The sequence below is a fragment of the Cerasibacillus quisquiliarum genome, assembly GCF_014202495.1.
In the GTDB taxonomy this organism is placed as follows: Bacteria; Bacillota; Bacilli; order Bacillales; family Amphibacillaceae; genus Cerasibacillus; species Cerasibacillus quisquiliarum.
In genome coordinates this window covers 112886-130062 of record NZ_JACHHA010000002.1, presented here as the reverse complement: position 1 = coordinate 130062, position 17177 = coordinate 112886, and the positions used below count along the sequence as shown (strand labels likewise).

Genomic DNA, 17177 nt, shown 5'->3' with positions numbered 1-17177 from the left:
TCATGTCTGGAAGTGATATTATTAAATATGCGACTGAACAATTTGTTCGCTATCTCGATTATGGATCTAAAAAACATAGACTAAACAAGGAGACAAAATCATTTAAAGATCAGAGCGGATATTATGATCGATGGTTCGGTGTCCTTCCATTTCTAATTAAAACAGCATTGAAATTACAGCAAAAATAGCATGGCTAATTACCCATGCTATTTTAATTTTGGTAAGAATCTGTTAAATAGAACAGCCCACCATTAATGACTTGAACGATGATCTTCGGCTGATAACGATTTTTTATATCTGATACTTCCTTTTGATAAAGTGCTTCATTTTCATCATCCCTTGATTCATAAAAATGCTGTAATAAAGCTAATTCATGTTTACCGGTAGCTAATGTTTCTTCTACCCATGTTTGATCTTGGTCATAGATATATTGTTTTAACACGTTCTCTATTCGCCGATATCCACTTTTAAGTCGTATAAGCGGGGACAATGGAAAACAAAAATCCGGAACTGAACGTTGAAAAGATAAATCATGTATAGACTCCATCATATTCGTTCGCATTAATCCGTTAATCAAGTTTAATCCAATGGAAAAAAGCTCTTCTCTTGTTTGTTTCCCTTGATAAATAATTTTTATATTGATTACTAACCAAGGATAAAGCGGTGTTTCAACATGTGAAGAAACGTATTGATAGAGTTTCGCAAATATCTCATTCTTTTTTAAATGATTTATTATTTGTTGGAGACGTGGGCTTCCAAAATGAACCCATTCACCTGACTGTTGATTAGGATGATTTGGATCGGTTATAAAAGTAAGTTTCATTGGTTCACCTTTTTGGCCCATTTTCTCCATATAATGCCAATAAAAAGGGCGATTCATTAATTCTCGATCTAATTCTTTAGTGAGTTGTACTTTTATTAGCCCTTTTTCTTTATGAATGATTTTACAGCGATGTGCTTTAAAAAACGTGGTGAAAAAATAATCAAGGTTTGTTAGTACCATTTGTTTCACCCATCTCTTCATATAATTCAATATTTTCTTGGATGATTGAGGTTAAGTGATTCAACTTTACTTTTGCTTCACCAGTCGATGTCGATTTATGAAAAATCGCTTGAATTTCTGATTCTAAGTCTGTGATAAGGAGTTTTGATAATATATCATCCAGTTCACCGATTACTCTTTCAAATAAATTGAGCTTTTTATATAAAATATTCATAATATGTTCTTCAATCGTTTGCTTAGTAGCGAGATTATAAATATAAACATCTTTCTTTTGACCGTATCGATGGATTCGTCCAATACGTTGCTCAAGACGCATTGGATTCCACGGTAAATCATAGTTAATCATATAATGACAGAATTGAAGATTAATTCCTTCACCACCAGCTTCAGTAGCAATTAATACTTGGCGGTCATGTTGAAATAATTGCCGCATCCACTCTTTTTTTGAACGCGAGAAACCACCACGATAAGGTACCGAAGATATCCCATGCTGTTGTAAATACCATTGTAAAAAATATTGAGTTGCATGATACTCAGTGAAGATGATTACTTTTTCATTTCCTATTTTTTTAATGATTTCGATTACCTTTCTAGCTTTTGCATGTTGTGGTAACTTTTCTAGACCATCAATAAATGAATGTAAATCTTCTACTGGATGATCGCTATTGTTACTTAGCTTTTTTAAAGACATGTAACACGCTTCACGTGAAGAACATATCTCTCTTAATAAAGTTAATTTTAGAAATGGTACTTTATTTCCAAGCTCATATTCAAGTTGCTTATAATATGTTTCTTCTTCTTTAGAAAAATCAACCCATATCGTTTTAATATGGCGCTTTGAAGGTTTAATATTTGTATCTTTACGCGTATGGCGTATCATCACTTTATTGATTAATTCTTTTAAATAATGATTGTCTTCAATGCTCGGTACCGCTTTAACATACTTCTCTATAAATGCTTTATAATTTCCGAGATGACCTGGTTTTAGAATGGATATGAGATTGAATATTTCACTTAGATGGTTTTGAATAGGAGTTGCTGTTAAAAGTAAGCAATATTTCTTTTTAATTCCTTTGACAAATTGATAGTTTTTTGTTTGATGATTTTTTAATTTATGCGCTTCGTCAATAATGATTAAATCATAATTAATGTTGTGAATTTCAGAACAATGCGGTGCTCTTTTAGCTGTATCTAAAGAAGCAACCATAATATCAACATGTTTCCACGAATAACCTTTACGATAAGCTACGGCAGGAATATAAAATTTATTTACGAGTTCATCTATCCATTGATTAACTAATGAAGCAGGAACTAATATAAGTACCTTTTTTACTAATCCACGAATCATATATTCTTTTAAAATAAGACCCGCTTCAATCGTTTTACCTAACCCTACTTCATCGGCTAGAATTGCACACCCATTCATCTGCATGACGACCTGTTTGGCTGTGTTAAGTTGATGCGGCAAACAAGTTAAATGAGGGAGATAATCAATGGCTAATAAGTCGTCAGATGTGTGAATGAGTGTAGACTTTTGGATATCGTACGTCATTTTAAATAAATCCCATGATGACGTAGGAAGATCGTTTATGACTCTTTCTTCTAATTGTTGTATAAAATTTTTTTCAAATACAATGTCAAGTTCGTTCATATATAAATACTTCCTTTTTTATGTGTTAACAAATTTAAAAAGATTAAAGCGAATCAAGAATTTCTATGCTATAATGGTTTTGAAATACTTAGGACATCATGTTATAAACATAGTTTAACCAATAAAAATGATTTCATAATGAACAAGCGAATGATAGTAGGGGGAGAGTGTACAGACGAGTTTTATGTACCGCCGAAGGAGCAAGCTATAAAGGCGAATCTCTCAGGCAAACAGACTCTTACTTGACGCGCCTCTGGAGAGTGTTTATATAAATGTAAACCACCCACGAAGCAAGCACTTATAATAAGTGTGCAACTTTCTGGTTATAAGACAGAGATGGAAGATGATGTGATCAATAAAAAATGAATAAGGGAGAGGATGTCATGAGCGAACTGAAAAGAACGCCAATATTTTCAGAATACGAGAAATATGGGGCGAAAACGATTGACTTCGGTGGTTGGGACTTACCTGTTCAATTTTCCGGAATTAAACATGAACATGAAGTCACACGGACAAAGGCAGGCTTATTTGACGTTTCTCATATGGGAGAGATTGTCGTAAAAGGCCCGAAAAGCTTATCATTCTTACAAAAAATGACAACAAATGATGTTTCAAATTTAACACCAAATCGCGCTCAATATACATTTATGTGTAATGAAAACGGTGGTGTAATTGATGATTTCCTCATTTATATGTTAGAAGAACAACATTATTTATTAGTCGTTAACGCTGCAAATACAGAAAAAGATTTCCAATGGTTAAGTAAACATAATGAATATAGTTCGGAAGAGTTAACTATTTCTAATGTGACGAAAGATTACGTCCAGCTCGCTCTTCAAGGGCCAAAAGCTGAAAACATTTTGCAAAAATTAACAGACGCGAACTTAGAAGACATTAAGTTTTTCCGTTTTCGTTCTGATATTCGTTTCCATGGCATGAATACAGAAGCAATTGTCTCTCGGACAGGCTATACTGGAGAAGATGGGTTTGAAATATATATTGATCAATCATTCGGTATAGAGCTTTGGAATAAAATATTAGAAGCCGGTAAAGACGATGGACTTGTGCCAGTAGGATTAGGAGCACGGGATACTCTACGATTTGAAGCAAATCTTCCGTTATATGGTCAAGAACTTACAGAAAATATTACACCGATTGAAGCGGGACTAAAGTTCTTTGTGAAAATTGATAAGGGTATACCATTTATCGGTGAAGATGTGTTAAAAAATCAAATTGAAAATGGTACGACGAGAAAATTAGTAGGGATTGAAATGATTGATCGTGGAATTCCAAGAACAGGTTATGATGTGTGGCATGAAGATGAAAAAATTGGGCACGTGACTTCCGGAACGCAAGCCCCTACATTAAAAAAGAATATCGGTCTAGCGCTTATCCAAACTGACTATGCCAATGTAGGAACTGAAATCATGATTCAAGTCAGAAAACGAAAATTAAAAGCGAAAGTGATTGAGACACCTTTTTTAAAAAATAAATAGAGGAGGCTTTCATATGGATTTCCGTTACTTACCAATGACTGAAAATGATAAGAAAGACATGTTAAAAGCAATAGGTGTGGATTCATCAGATGAATTATTTTCAGATATTCCTAAAGATATTTTATTAAAAGAACCTTTGAAATTAAAAAAACCAGTAAGTGAAGCCGAATTAAAAAGAGAATTAACACAGATGGCGAATAAAAACTATAATTTAACTGAATACACATCGTTTTTAGGCGCAGGTGTATATGATCATTTTATTCCATCTGTTGTTGACCATGTCATTTCAAGATCAGAATTTTATACAGCTTACACACCATATCAACCAGAAATTTCTCAAGGTGGCTTACAAGCAATTTTTGAATTTCAAACGATGATCTCGGAGCTAACAGGTTTACCAATAGCAAATTCTTCTATGTATGACGGTGGAACGTCATTAGCAGAAGCTGTCACATTAAGTGCAGGACAAACGAGAAGGAAAAAAGTGCTTGTTTCAAAAACTGTTCATCCTGAATCAAGAGAAGTTATTGAAACATATGCACGGGGGCAACATATTGATGTTATTGAGATTGATTACAAAGATGGTGTAACAGATTTAGAACAGTTGGAAGCACATCTTGACGAAACAATAGCAGGAGTGGTCATTCAGTACCCAAATTTCTTTGGGCAAATCGAACCGATGGCTAAGATAAATAAATTAATTAAGAACGATAAGAAAACGATGTTTATCGTATCCAGTAATCCATTAGCACTTGGCTTTCTAACTCCCCCTGCAGAATTCGGAGCGGATATTGTTGTAGGTGACACACAAGTGTTTGGTATTCCAACGCAATTTGGTGGACCACATTGTGGATACTTTGCCACAACAAAGAAATTAATGCGTAAAGTACCTGGTCGCCTCGTTGGACAAACGGTTGATGAAGAAGGTAAGCGTGGCTTTGTCTTAACATTACAAGCAAGAGAGCAACATATTCGCCGTGATAAAGCAACATCAAATATATGTTCCAATCAAGCTTTAAATGCGTTAGCAAGTGCTGTCGCTATGAGTTCAATTGGTAAGCATGGGATAAAGAAAATGACTTTATTAAATATGAAAAAAGCGCGTTATGCAAAACAGAAGATTCAAGATTTAGGTGTTGATATTGCATTTTCCGGACCTTTCTTTAACGAATTCGTCATTAAATTACCTAAATCTGTTTCAGAAGTAAATGATTATCTGTTAGAGAAGGGAATTATCGGTGGCTACGATTTGCAAACGGTTTATCCAGAACTAAAAAACCATATGTTAGTGGCCGTTACTGAAGTTCGTACAAAAGAAGAAATTGATACATTTGTAAAAGAATTGGGGGTTGTTCTAAATGGCTAATAAAGATTTTCCGTTAATCTTTGAGCGTAGTAAAGAAGGTAGAGTCAGCTATAGTCTCCCAGAATTAGACGTGCCTGAAGTGGATTTATCGGAAGAATTTTCCGATGAATATATCCGACAAACACCACCTGAATTACCAGAGCTTAGCGAGTTAGAGCTCATGCGTCATTATACTGCTTTATCTACACGAAATTTTGGTGTTGATTCTGGATTTTATCCACTTGGTTCATGTACGATGAAGTATAATCCGAAAATAAATGAAGATATTGCTAGGTTACCAGGATTTAGTCATATTCATCCATATCAACATCCTAAAACAGTCCAAGGTGCACTTGAAATGATGTATGATATGCAACAACATTTAAAAGAAATTACCGGTATGTATGAAATCTCATTACAACCAGCTGCTGGCGCTCATGGTGAGTGGTCTGGTTTAATGATGATTCGTGCTTTTCATGAGGCAAATGGTGATTTTAAACGAACAAAAGTTATTGTTCCAGACTCTGCACACGGGACAAACCCTGCGTCAGCAACAGTTGCTGGCTTCGAATCAGTTACCGTCAAATCTAATGAAAATGGCCTTGTCGATCTAGATGATTTAAAACGTGTTGTTGGGGAAGATACTGCGGCATTAATGTTAACAAACCCAAACACACTTGGGCTATTTGAAACAGAAATTTTGGAGATGAAAAAAATTGTGCATGAAGCTGGTGGTCGATTGTACTATGATGGTGCAAATTTAAACGCCATTATGGGTTATGCACGTCCAGGAGATATGGGCTTTGATGTTGTTCATTTAAACTTACACAAAACATTTTCAGGTCCACATGGTGGTGGTGGTCCGGGATCAGGTCCTATCGGTGTAACAAAGGAATTAGAACCATTTTTACCGAAACCAGTCATCGTAAAAAATGAGGACGGCTATACATTCGATTATGATCGACCGCAATCAATTGGACGCGTTAAGCCATATTATGGAAACTTTAGTATTTATTTACGTGCTTATACTTATATTCGAACGTTGGGAGCAGAAGGATTAAAGAAAGTTAGTGAGTATGCAGTGATGAACGCCAACTATGTTATGCGTAAACTTGAATCAGTTTACGAACTCCCATATAAACAGCATTGTAAACATGAGTTTGTTTTATCTGGCAAAAAGCAAAAGAAACTAGGAGTTCGAACACTTGATATAGCTAAACGCTTATTAGATTATGAGTATCATCCGCCAACAATTTACTTCCCGCTTAATGTAGAAGAAGCGATGATGATTGAGCCACCAGAAACTGAAACAAAAGAAACGTTAGATGGATTTATTGATACGATGTTGACAATTGCAGATGAAGTTGAAAACAACCCTGAAATAGTCCAAGAAGCACCACATACGACGGTTGTTAAGCGATTGGATGAAACATTAGCAGCAAGAAAGCCGGTTTTAAGATATATAAAAGAAGACTAGGCCAGATGGGGTATATTAAAAAAAGGTTCCAATTATCGGTTAAAGATAATTTGGAACCTTTTTATTAGATTGTTATGAACGCTTTACTTTACCCGTCCATTTTTTAAAGCCGCCTTTTAGTTGATTTAGATCTTGATAACCGTGCTTATGCAAGATTTGCGCAGCCCTAGCAGAACGAAACTCACTCTGACCATATAAATATACTGGTTTATCTTTACGTAATTCAACAAGTCGATGTTTTAATTGTGACAGCGGAATATTTCTAGCCCCCAATATATGACCACTATTAAATTCTTGTGGCTCCCTGACATCAATGAGTTGTGCTTTTCGATAACCTTCAATAAATTGTGTTTCGGTTAATGTTTTTAAGAATGTACGTTGTCTAAAATATCGAAACACACTAATTGTTACTAAAATAACAAGTGCAATGACTAAAAATTTCATTAATACTTCCCCCGTATATCTTTATACATATCATTATATTGTTTATCGATATTTTTTTCAAAGGTTTATTATAAAAGAAATATATATAAATTAAACAGTCCATATTTTTTTCTGTAAACCAAAAATGTTTTTAAATGGTTTACTTTATTATGAACTGTATTAATATAATTCTCGATAAGCTTGTAATATCAATACTTTTAAGGTATCATTTGTATGAAAGATTTTTGCCTTTATGATAAGAAGAAAGAGGAGATATGATGCCAACACCGAGTATGGAAGATTATATAGAAAAAATTTATATATTAATTGAAACAAAAGGATATGCTCGAGTATCTGATATTGCTGAAGAGCTCGAAGTTCATCCTTCATCAGTGACAAAAATGGTTCAGAAGTTAGATAAGGATAATTATTTAGATTATGAAAAATATAGAGGCTTTGTTTTAACGGAAAAGGGTAATAAAATTGGTAAGCGACTTGTTTTCCGTCATGATTTACTTGAAGAATTTTTAGAAATTATAGGTGTTGAACAAGAAAATATTTATGAAGATGTAGAAGGTATTGAACATCATCTGAGTTGGAATTCAATTGATCGGATAGCTGATTTAGTCGCATACTTTAAAGAAGATGAAAATAGATTAGAACAATTACGAAAAATCCAAGATTCAACAGACGACAGGTTCTAATGATCCCTCCTTTTGCTTACAATATTAAAAAGGTTAAGCAAGGAGTGGATCGATGAAAATAGATGCTGTTTTTTCTGGTGGTGGTGTGAAAGCCTATGCTTTTTTAGGGGCATTAGAGGAAATCTATGGAGCGAATTTAACCATTAAGCGTGTAGCTGGAACTTCAGCCGGTGCAATTCTTGCGTCCTTTCTTGCAGCAGGTTATTCACTGATTGAAATCGAACGACACCTCAAATATTTAAATTTAAAAAAACTATTAGATCCACCGAGACTCGTCTCTATTATCCCTGGAAGTAAATGGATATTTTTATATTTCCAAATGGGTTTATATCGCGGAAAGAAATTAGAAAGTTGGATTGAGCACATTTTAGCTGAAAAAGGAATTCATACATTTGGCGATTTAAAAAGTGATGATTTAAAGGTTGTTGCTAGTGATTTAACCCTTGGCCGACTCGTCGTTATCCCTGACGATTTAGAACGCTTATATGGCATGAAGCCAGAAACTTTTTCTGTAGCAAAAGCAGTTCGAATGAGTGCGGGATTTCCATTCTTTTTTATGCCAGATAGAATATATGGAAAGAGAGGAACGGTAAGTATCATCGTTGATGGCGGGTTATTAAGCAATTTCCCATTGTGGATTTTTGATCAAAACAAGGCTAATTCTAAAACGCTTAAGCGTCCTGTACTCGGCGTTAAATTAAGTGAATCAGTAGAACAAACACAACCGAAAAAAATAAAGCATGCGCTTGATTTATTTTTAGCCCTTTTTGCGACTATGAAACAAGCACATGATGCTCGCTACATTTCTAAAGATCATGAACGTCATATTATTTTTATTCCTGTCCACGAAGTTGAAGCGATTGATTTTAATTTATCTCATAAAACTATTGAGGAATTAAAGAAAAAAGGAAAATATTATGCAAGGAATTTTTTAAAAAGTTGGCCTCACTAATCATTCTCAGAATCGACGTGCACACCGTCATAGTGTCCACGTCTTTTTTGTTTTATTTAAGATAAATTTAACATAATAATTCATTATTGGTACATAATAAAAAACAATATAAAGTTCATAGGCTGAACGAACTGTGTTTTTTTACATCCAAATCCATTATCAAAGATGGTGTGGGGGACAAATAACTCATGAATAGGACAAGGTGATAATTGACGTATAAAATCCTAGACATTAAAAAAGAGAACATATAATGTGCAATAAATAGAAAAATCAAAATGAATATAACGGGTGACTATGTCTACTTTTTCTTTCCATCAATTACGTGAAAATGAGAGCGATTTTTGTGGGTACGGAATGGTTGGATCCGACTTTTTTCTTTTTGTTTTCTTATTTTTTTAGGTTGGTTATACTTTTTATTCGACTGTTTGGCTGCTTGTTTATATTTTTTCATTTCAGATGGCTGATTCGATAGAAATTTAACTAAAAGATAACTGATCATAAAAACAAAGGATATGATAAGAGAAATATATAATAACTGTTTAACAAATCCGGTAAAATTTGTCACGAGTTGTGATAAAACACCAAAGAGGGCCAGTCCAATGACTAATACAACAAATAAGTGATTACGCTTCATTAGAAATCCATCCTTTCTTTCCATCTATTTCTTTTATACCACTATTTTAATTTATTATACCTTTATCAAACCGATTTCACATTGGTTTATTTATTTAGTCACATCATACGAAACGTGGAGGGTGATATCATGGAGAAAAGTATGCGAAGTCAAACGATAAATCATACATTAACAACGGGTTTTTTTGGTGGCGTATTTTGGAGTATGATTTGGATACTTGTCTATGTATTTAATTTTACAATTGTTTCCCCTAAATCATTTTTACTTCGTTCTTGGATAAAAGCGGAGTGGACCGAAACTTTTTTAGGTGATGTCATAACGATACTAATGAGTGGATTCATTTCAATCGGAGTGGCGTTATTATATTACCTTTTTCTTAAGAAAATCCAATCGATTTTAGCAGGTATTTTCTATGGAATCGTACTTTGGGCAATTGCTTTTTACATACTTAAGCCAATGTTCCCACAAAATCCATCAATCAATGAATTACCATTTAATACAATCGTTACGACGTTAAGCTTATTCATTATTTATGGCATTTTCATTGGCTATAGTATTTCTTATGACTATGAGCAAGCGCAAGCAAAATATTCAAATTAATATTAAAAATATGGTCATCCTAGATTATCATTATCTTTCTTCCCTATTTATGGTAAAATGAATATTGTAACTATAAGGGGATTAGATAGTATGAAGCAAATTTTATTATTGAATGGACCAAACTTAAATTTATTAGGTGCTAGAGAGCCTGATATTTACGGTACTTTTACATTAGAGGACATTGAACGAACTGTAAACGAAGTTGCTCAAAAAAAAGGTTATAACGTAACATCTGTTCAATCTAATCATGAAGGAAACTTAATTGATGAAATACAAGGGGCTACAGGAAAGTATGAAGGCATTATATTCAATCCAGCCGCTTATACACATACGAGTGTTGCATTGTTGGATGCTATATTAGCTATTGAAGTACCCGTTATAGAAGTACATATCTCTAATATTCATCAACGTGATTCGTTTCGCAGACAGTCACTTATTGCGTCAGCATGTGTCGGTCAAATTGTTGGATTAGGTCTTTATGGTTATAAACTTGCCACAGAAGCTTTAATTGAAGAAATTATTCCAAAACGGCAAAAATAAATAGAGGAGAGATAGGGAAATGGAGAAAATTAAAAATATTAGACGGGTTTTAGAAGATGAAAATCTTGATGCTATTTTGATTACAAAACCAGAAAACAGACGGTATATGACCGGTTTTACCGGGACAGCTGGCGTAGCGATTGTCAGTTTGAATGATGCTGTATTTATTACAGACTTCCGCTATACAGAACAAGCTGGAGAGCAAGTTAAACATTTTAATGTTGTCGAACATAAACAAGCAATGCATAAAGAGATTAACTCACAACTTGAGAAAATGAATGTAAAACGCGTTGGCTTTGAAAAAAATCATTTGTCCTTTGCTACTTATGAACAATATAAACAAGCTATTAATGCTGAATTAATCCCTACAAATCAAGTTGTTGAAAAGCTTCGGATGTATAAAACTGAAGAAGAATTAGCCATTATGAAAAAAGCAGCACAAATAGCTGATGATGCATACGCACATATTCAGAAATACATAAAGCCAGGCGTAAAAGAAATTGATATTGCCAATGAATTGGAATTTTTTATGCGAAAACAAGGAGCTACATCTTCAAGTTTTGATATGATTGTTGCTTCTGGCTATCGCTCAGCTCTGCCGCATGGCGTTGCTTCTGAAAAAGAAATACAATCTGGTGAACTTGTTACATTAGACTATGGTGCATTATATCAAGGTTATTGCTCAGATATTACAAGAACACTAGCAGTTGGCGATATTAGTGATCAATTAAAAGAAATTTATCAGATTGTGTTAGAAGCGCAATTAAGAGGGATAAACGGAATTAAACCAGGTATGACTGGAAAAGAAGCCGATGCACTGACACGTGATTATATAACGGAGAAGGGTTACGGTGAGTACTTTGGTCATTCAACTGGTCATGGTCTTGGTATGGAAGTGCATGAAGGACCATCGTTATCATATATTTCAGAAACCGTTTTAGAGCCAGGCATGGTTGTTACTGTTGAGCCAGGTATTTATGTGCCACAAGTTGGTGGTTGTCGTATTGAGGATGATATTGTTATTACTAAAACAGGTAATGAACGCTTGACAAAGTCAACGAAAGAATTGATTATATTATAGGTGCCAGTTAACAGGCAGTTAACACTAAAGGAGGATAATAAGTGATTTCAGTTAATGATTTTCGGACAGGACTTACTATTCAACTTGATAATGATGTATGGCAAGTCATTGATTTCCAACATGTGAAGCCAGGAAAGGGAGCAGCATTCGTTCGCAGTAAATTACGTAATCTAAGGAATGGAAATATTCAAGAGAAAACATTCCGTGCTGGTGAAAAAGTAGCGCGGGCTCATGTTGAACACAAAAACATGCAATATTTATATGCCTCCGGTGATATACATGCATTTATGGATACAGAAACTTATGAACAAGTTGAATTACAAACAAGTCAAATTGAATACGAACTAAAGTTTATTAAAGAAAACACAGAAGTATCGTTAGTGATGTATGAGGGAGAAGTATTAGGAATTGATTTACCAAATACGGTTGAATTGGTCGTAACTGAAACTGATCCAGGTATTAAAGGTGACACTGCGAGTGGGGGTTCTAAACCAGCAACTTTAGAGACTGGTCTAGTGATACAAGTACCATTATTTGTAGATGTTGGTGATGTGTTAGTTATTAACACATCAGAGGGAAAATATGTATCCCGTTCATCATAATCCATATATTTTATATTTATAGAACAGTCATAATGACTGTTCTTTTTTTGTTTTTAAATGACCATTAATCATATTTTGTCATCTTAAACATACAATGTTTATAAAGTTAATTGTAAAGAGTGATAAGAATGGAAGAGATACTTCGTTTATTTCCGCAGGTGATACGTAATCAGCTAGAACAAAGTCTTGTTGATCGATGGGACAAACTACAAGAAATACGAATACGGACTGAAAAGCCGATTGAATTGATTTTTACCAATCATCATGAGTGGCTGCCGAATCTTATTCCGACACATCATGACCGTGTCCATATTATTAATCAATTAAGTGAATTTTCATTATATCGTTTAACAGATGAATTACGTGAAGGATTTATTACTATACAGGGAGGTCATCGTGTTGGAATTGCGGGTAAAGTAAATACGGAAAATGGGGTAGTAAAAGCTATTCAGCCCATTTCATATTTCAATATTAGAATCGCTAAACAAATCAAAGGCGTTGCCAAGACGCTCATTCCTTATCTATATGACAAAGAATACAAAAATACACTTATCATCGGAGCGCCACAAACCGGAAAGACAACGTATATCCGTGATTTAATACGCCTCATTTCGAGTGGTTGGAATCATGTTCCTGCGCATAAGGTTGGAGTTATTGATGAAAGGTCAGAAATTGGCGCATCTATAAAAGGGGTACCACAACATGATTTAGGAAAAAGAACGGATATTTTAGATGCATGTCCAAAAGCAGAAGGGATGATGATGCTTATTCGCTCAATGTCACCAGATATATTAGTAGTGGATGAAATCGGAAGTAACGACGATGTTACAGCTTTAATGGAGGCAGTTCATGCAGGGGTTAAAGTCATTTGCACTGCCCACGGAAGTTCCGTGAAAGATATAAGAAAGAGACCTTCATTTTTACGTTTATTTGAAGAAAATATTTTTGAAAGACTCGTTATTTTAAATAAGAAAAAAAGAGGCCGAATAAAAGTCATTTATGATTCTTCAATGCGTCCAATCATCCGATCGGGGAGGAAGGAAAAACATGAAGTGGTTTGGCGCTCTACTAATCATCATGGCTACAACAATGATTGGCTTTGAATGGAGCCGCCAGCTTTCTGGAAGACCAAAGCAAATTCGCCAATTAAAACATGCCTTACAAATATTAGAAGGAGAAATGTTATATAGTCAATTACCTTTACAAGAAGCATTTCTAATTGTTAGTAAACGCATGCCATATCCTGTTAACTATTTGTTTCGACTCTTAGTGAAGAAGATGAAAGAAACAAATGATGAGTTCCCAGAAATATGGCGAAAAAGTGTCCAATTATTTTTATCACGGTCATATTTAGGAAGAAATGAAGCTGAAGTACTTTACCAGTTTGGTCGTTCAATTGGTCAACATGATCTATCACAACAACAAAAACATATCTATTTAGCGATGACGCACTTAGATCGTGAATTAGATGAGGCGAGAGATCAACATTTAAAGTTTTCTCAAATGGCTAAATCGATCGGATTTTTGGCAGGCGTATTTATCGTGTTAATTCTTATTTGATATATGTCTGTTAACTTTTGGAGGGGCGTATTTATGATTTTTGATGCTAGCATTTTATTTCAAATCGCTGGAATTGGCATAATTGTCGCAATGATTCATACGATACTAAAACAGATGGGAAAAGAAGAGATTGCTCATTTTGCAACACTTGTTGGGTTCATCATCGTTCTTGCTATTGTGATTAATGGTCTTTCTGATCTTTTCCAAAAAATTAAATCTGTCTTTTTACTACAAGGATAGATTGTTATGGAAATTGTTCAACTTGTTATGATTGGTATTATTGCAAGTATATTTTACTTAATTTTACAAGAATTTGGCGCCCCAATTGGTTATTTAATCATATTAGTTACTAGTATTCTCATCTTTTCGGTTGTTATTAATCATATTAGTGATGTGTTTGAATTAATTCACAATTTGGGAGAGAGGGCATCTATAGAGGGGATGTATATTGAAACGATTTTAAAGATTGTTGGTATTGCATATCTGACTGAACTTGGTTCATCTTTAACAAAAGATGCGGGTCTCTTATCAATTGCAACAAAAATAGAGTTAGCGGGTAAGGTTTTTATTTTAGTCATTTCTATTCCGATTATGACAGCATTGTTAGAAGCGATTATTAATTTTCTCCCAGTTCATTAATAACGAAGGATAGTTGAAAGGGGAATGATTACAATGGCCATCATCCGTATTATTTTCATTATCCCCTTTTGTTTCATCATATTTCATCATCCCGTTTCAGCAGAAACTGAAAAGTCATTTGAAGATATGATGATAGACAATATGTCATTAGATAAGATTCAATCATATTGGACAAGTATAGGAGAGGAATATGGGGGATATATACCCGAATTGAAAAAGACGAGCATAAGTGAATATATAAAAAATCAAGAGGGCTTTTCATTAAAGCAAATCTTTAGTGGATTCCTTGAATTTTTACTTCATGAATTTATTATCAATGGAAAATTACTAAGTTCGTTATTGTTATTGACTATTTTTTCAGTGTTTTTACAAACATTACATACAACATTTCAAAATAGCACAGTGAGTAAACTAGCTTATTTTATCGTGTATATAGTCTTGTTATTTATTGCTTTAAATAGTTTTTATACTGTTTTTACTTATGCTCAAGAGACAATAGAAATGATGAGTAGTTTTATGATTGCACTTATTCCCCTCATTTTAGGGCTTATGACTACATTTGGCAATGTAGCTGCGGTGACTTTCTTTCATCCGTTAATTATTTTTCTTGTAAATAGTAGTGGATTATTAGTTGGTAAATTTATCTTGCCTTTGCTTCTATTGTCGGCATTGTTAATGATCGTAAGTAGTTTAAGTGATCGCTATAAGGTAACTCATTTAGCTAAACTATTTAAATCAGTAGCTTTAGGTGCATTAGGTATATTTTTAACAATCTTTTTAGGTGTTATGTCTGTTCAAGGGGCTGCAAGTGCGATTCAGGATGGAATTGGATTGAAAACGGCAAAGTATATTACAGCAAACTTTATTCCTGTCGTTGGACGTACATTTACAGATGCAACAGACACAATATTAAATGCATCATTATTATTAAAAAACGCGATCGGGATTGTCGGTGTTGTTATCACTATTTTTATTACAATCTTTCCAGCTTTAAAAATTTTGGCAATTGCAATTATATATCATGTCGCTGCTGCTGTTCTTCAACCGCTCGGAGATGGACCAGTGATTACAAGCCTAGAGACAATCAGTCAGTTTATTTTTTATATTCTCGCCTGTCTTCTAGTCGTTTCATTTATGTTCTTTTTAGGTATTGTGATAATCATTGCAGCTAGTAACTTAACAATGTTTATAAAGTAAGGGGGAGCATGATGACTTATATTATCAATTGGACGAGCCAAATCATCGTTTATATTTTATTAGCCATGATGATTGACTTTCTAACCCCTAAAGATACATTGCAAAAATATATACGTTTTGTTGTCGGCTTGATTTTAATCTTATTGTTTCTTCAGCCTGTCTTACAAGTTTTTCAAATTGATCTTAAATCTTCAATGAATCGTATCTTTACTCAACATATATACTCAGATGAACAATATCATTCAGAGATCCAATTAGAAAAAATGATTGAAAATGAAAAAAAAGAAATAGAATCTACTCAGCATGCATATATTTTAGAACAAATGGCTGTCCAATTAAGAGAACTTGCCGAACAACCACTAAGAGAAGAATTTGATGTCACGATCGAATCCATTGATTTTCAATTTACCAATGAACAAGACTTCTCTTACGAAAGTTTACAAGAGGTGATTGTTTATGTAACAAGTCATGACAAGAAGCAGGAAGGAGTGGTACAAGATGTGTCAGAAGTGAAGATAGATACGAAAGAACAAAAGGAAAAAGCAAGTTTCACACATACTGATGAAATGACTGACCGTTTAGAAGAAATTTGGCAAATAACAGATAAAAGTATTGTAATCATGTGGGAGGGGTAAGTTTTGTTACAGAAATTAAAAGATTTTTTATCGAAAGGAAAAAAGGATGAAAAACCATCTATAAGAAGTTATATGATATTAATTGGACTTGTAGGTCTGCTTATATTAATGGTCAATCAATTTATGACTCCCACAAAACAAGATGACACATTAATCACATTAAACGATGAAAATCAAGTTACATCACCATCCACTAGAACGTATTCAGATGCAACTTCGCAATCAGATTATTCCGAACTAGAGAAGAGCTATGAAAAACAATTGCAGACCATTCTTGAAAATATAAAAGGTATATCTGAAGTTCAAGTGATGGTCAATTTAGATTCAACAAATATAAAAATATATGAGAAAAATTTAATCAGTGGTAATCAAGTAACAGATGAAGAGGATCAAAGTGGTGGTAGTCGACAAATTGAAGAAACGACTGAAGAAACACAAGTTGTTGTAATCAGACAAGGTGATAAAGAAACGCCTTTACAAGTACAAACAAAAAAACCACATGTTCGTGGAGTGATTGTCATAGCAAAAGGGGTAGAAAATGCATCTGTAAAAAAAGCTATTCTTGAAGCTGTTTCTAAAGTTCTTGATGTTCCGACTCACCGTGTATCAGTGATGCCAAAAAATTAAGGAGGAATAGC

General features: G+C 34.0%; 21 protein-coding genes and 1 riboswitch. Of the genes, 17 read left to right on the top strand and 4 right to left on the bottom strand.

Going from position 1 to position 17177, the window contains the following annotated elements; all coding sequences use genetic code 11:
* Positions 1 to 2: 2 nt before the first annotated feature.
* Positions 3 to 188 (top strand): YqzE family protein, encoded by a 186-nt coding sequence (locus HNQ35_RS03335; RefSeq protein WP_170226648.1) that lies wholly within the window; start codon positions 3 to 5, stop codon positions 186 to 188.
* 23 nt (positions 189 to 211) lie between these two features.
* Here HNQ35_RS03335 and HNQ35_RS03330 read toward each other — a convergent pair whose 3' ends face one another.
* Together HNQ35_RS03330 and HNQ35_RS03325 are read right to left on the bottom strand one after the other, a co-directional pair.
* Positions 212 to 1003, bottom strand: a complete 792-nt coding sequence (locus HNQ35_RS03330) for a YqhG family protein (RefSeq protein WP_146937014.1) — start codon at positions 1001 to 1003, stop codon at positions 212 to 214.
* The gene (locus HNQ35_RS03325) at positions 984 to 2654 is read right to left on the bottom strand and encodes a DEAD/DEAH box helicase (protein ID WP_146937016.1); all 1671 of its coding nucleotides are present in this window, start codon (positions 2652 to 2654) and stop codon (positions 984 to 986) included. Before HNQ35_RS03325 ends, HNQ35_RS03330 begins: the two co-directional genes overlap by 20 nt.
* 150 nt (positions 2655 to 2804) lie before the next feature.
* Positions 2805 to 2902, top strand: a riboswitch (glycine riboswitch).
* A 135-nt stretch (positions 2903 to 3037) separates the two neighbouring features.
* Here HNQ35_RS03325 and gcvT point away from each other — a divergent pair.
* Genes gcvT through gcvPB form a run of 3 tightly spaced genes read left to right on the top strand, consistent with a single transcriptional unit; the run spans position 3038 to position 6972 of the window.
* Complete coding sequence (gcvT, locus tag HNQ35_RS03320; RefSeq protein WP_146937018.1) at positions 3038 to 4150, top strand: glycine cleavage system aminomethyltransferase GcvT; 1113 nt, start codon at positions 3038 to 3040, stop codon at positions 4148 to 4150.
* Between the two features lie 13 nt (positions 4151 to 4163).
* Complete coding sequence (gene gcvPA, locus HNQ35_RS03315; RefSeq protein WP_146937020.1) at positions 4164 to 5516, top strand: aminomethyl-transferring glycine dehydrogenase subunit GcvPA; 1353 nt, start codon at positions 4164 to 4166, stop codon at positions 5514 to 5516.
* Positions 5509 to 6972, top strand: a complete 1464-nt coding sequence (gcvPB, locus tag HNQ35_RS03310) for an aminomethyl-transferring glycine dehydrogenase subunit GcvPB (protein ID WP_146937022.1) — start codon at positions 5509 to 5511, stop codon at positions 6970 to 6972. Before gcvPA ends, gcvPB begins: the two co-directional genes overlap by 8 nt.
* A 72-nt stretch (positions 6973 to 7044) precedes the next feature.
* On the opposite strand, the gene HNQ35_RS03305 is transcribed toward gcvPB, so the two are convergent.
* Positions 7045 to 7416 (bottom strand): rhodanese-like domain-containing protein, encoded by a 372-nt coding sequence (locus HNQ35_RS03305; RefSeq protein WP_146937024.1) that lies wholly within the window; start codon positions 7414 to 7416, stop codon positions 7045 to 7047.
* Positions 7417 to 7673: 257 nt separating this feature from the next.
* Here HNQ35_RS03305 and mntR point away from each other — a divergent pair, with 257 nt between their 5' ends.
* Positions 7674 to 8099, top strand: coding sequence for a transcriptional regulator MntR (mntR, locus tag HNQ35_RS03300; protein ID WP_146937026.1), 426 nt, complete (start codon positions 7674 to 7676; stop codon positions 8097 to 8099).
* Between the two features lie 52 nt (positions 8100 to 8151).
* Complete coding sequence (locus HNQ35_RS03295) at positions 8152 to 9051, top strand: patatin-like phospholipase family protein (RefSeq protein WP_146937028.1); 900 nt, start codon at positions 8152 to 8154, stop codon at positions 9049 to 9051.
* 298 nt (positions 9052 to 9349) lie between these two features.
* Here HNQ35_RS03295 and HNQ35_RS03290 read toward each other — a convergent pair whose 3' ends face one another.
* Positions 9350 to 9685: an SA1362 family protein gene (locus HNQ35_RS03290; protein ID WP_146937030.1), complete on the bottom strand. Its 336-nt coding sequence runs from the start codon at positions 9683 to 9685 to the stop codon at positions 9350 to 9352.
* 129 nt (positions 9686 to 9814) lie between these two features.
* Here HNQ35_RS03290 and HNQ35_RS03285 point away from each other — a divergent pair, with 129 nt between their 5' ends.
* The 11 genes from HNQ35_RS03285 (at position 9815) to spoIIIAG (ending at position 17166) form a co-directional block, all read left to right on the top strand.
* Complete coding sequence (locus tag HNQ35_RS03285) at positions 9815 to 10285, top strand: YqhR family membrane protein (protein WP_146937032.1); 471 nt, start codon at positions 9815 to 9817, stop codon at positions 10283 to 10285.
* 90 nt (positions 10286 to 10375) lie between these two features.
* Positions 10376 to 10825: a type II 3-dehydroquinate dehydratase gene (gene aroQ / locus HNQ35_RS03280; RefSeq protein WP_146937034.1), complete on the top strand. Its 450-nt coding sequence runs from the start codon at positions 10376 to 10378 to the stop codon at positions 10823 to 10825.
* Positions 10826 to 10844: 19 nt separating this feature from the next.
* A complete protein-coding gene (locus tag HNQ35_RS03275; RefSeq protein ID WP_146937035.1) occupies positions 10845 to 11906 on the top strand; it encodes a M24 family metallopeptidase in 1062 nt (353 codons plus the stop codon).
* A 41-nt stretch (positions 11907 to 11947) separates the two neighbouring features.
* Positions 11948 to 12508, top strand: a complete 561-nt coding sequence (gene efp / locus HNQ35_RS03270) for an elongation factor P (RefSeq protein ID WP_146937037.1) — start codon at positions 11948 to 11950, stop codon at positions 12506 to 12508.
* A 128-nt stretch (positions 12509 to 12636) separates the two neighbouring features.
* Complete coding sequence (gene spoIIIAA / locus HNQ35_RS03265) at positions 12637 to 13611, top strand: stage III sporulation protein AA (RefSeq protein ID WP_146937039.1); 975 nt, start codon at positions 12637 to 12639, stop codon at positions 13609 to 13611.
* Positions 13556 to 14068: a stage III sporulation protein SpoIIIAB gene (gene spoIIIAB, locus HNQ35_RS03260; protein WP_146937042.1), complete on the top strand. Its 513-nt coding sequence runs from the start codon at positions 13556 to 13558 to the stop codon at positions 14066 to 14068. The genes spoIIIAA and spoIIIAB overlap by 56 nt, the downstream gene beginning before the upstream one ends.
* A 33-nt stretch (positions 14069 to 14101) precedes the next feature.
* Complete coding sequence (spoIIIAC, locus tag HNQ35_RS03255) at positions 14102 to 14308, top strand: stage III sporulation protein AC (protein WP_146937044.1); 207 nt, start codon at positions 14102 to 14104, stop codon at positions 14306 to 14308.
* Between the two features lie 6 nt (positions 14309 to 14314).
* Positions 14315 to 14707 carry a stage III sporulation protein AD gene (spoIIIAD, locus tag HNQ35_RS03250; RefSeq protein ID WP_146937046.1) on the top strand — a complete coding sequence of 131 codons (393 nt, stop codon included), beginning with the start codon at positions 14315 to 14317 and terminating at the stop codon, positions 14705 to 14707.
* 33 nt (positions 14708 to 14740) lie between these two features.
* On the top strand, positions 14741 to 15904 hold the full coding sequence (spoIIIAE, locus tag HNQ35_RS03245) for a stage III sporulation protein AE (protein WP_146937048.1): 1164 nt from the start codon (positions 14741 to 14743) through the stop codon (positions 15902 to 15904).
* Between the two features lie 11 nt (positions 15905 to 15915).
* Positions 15916 to 16539, top strand: a complete 624-nt coding sequence (spoIIIAF, locus tag HNQ35_RS03240; RefSeq protein ID WP_170226650.1) for a stage III sporulation protein AF — start codon at positions 15916 to 15918, stop codon at positions 16537 to 16539.
* 3 nt (positions 16540 to 16542) lie between these two features.
* On the top strand, positions 16543 to 17166 hold the full coding sequence (gene spoIIIAG / locus HNQ35_RS03235; protein ID WP_246118068.1) for a stage III sporulation protein AG: 624 nt from the start codon (positions 16543 to 16545) through the stop codon (positions 17164 to 17166).
* The last annotated feature ends 11 nt before the right edge of the window (positions 17167 to 17177 follow it).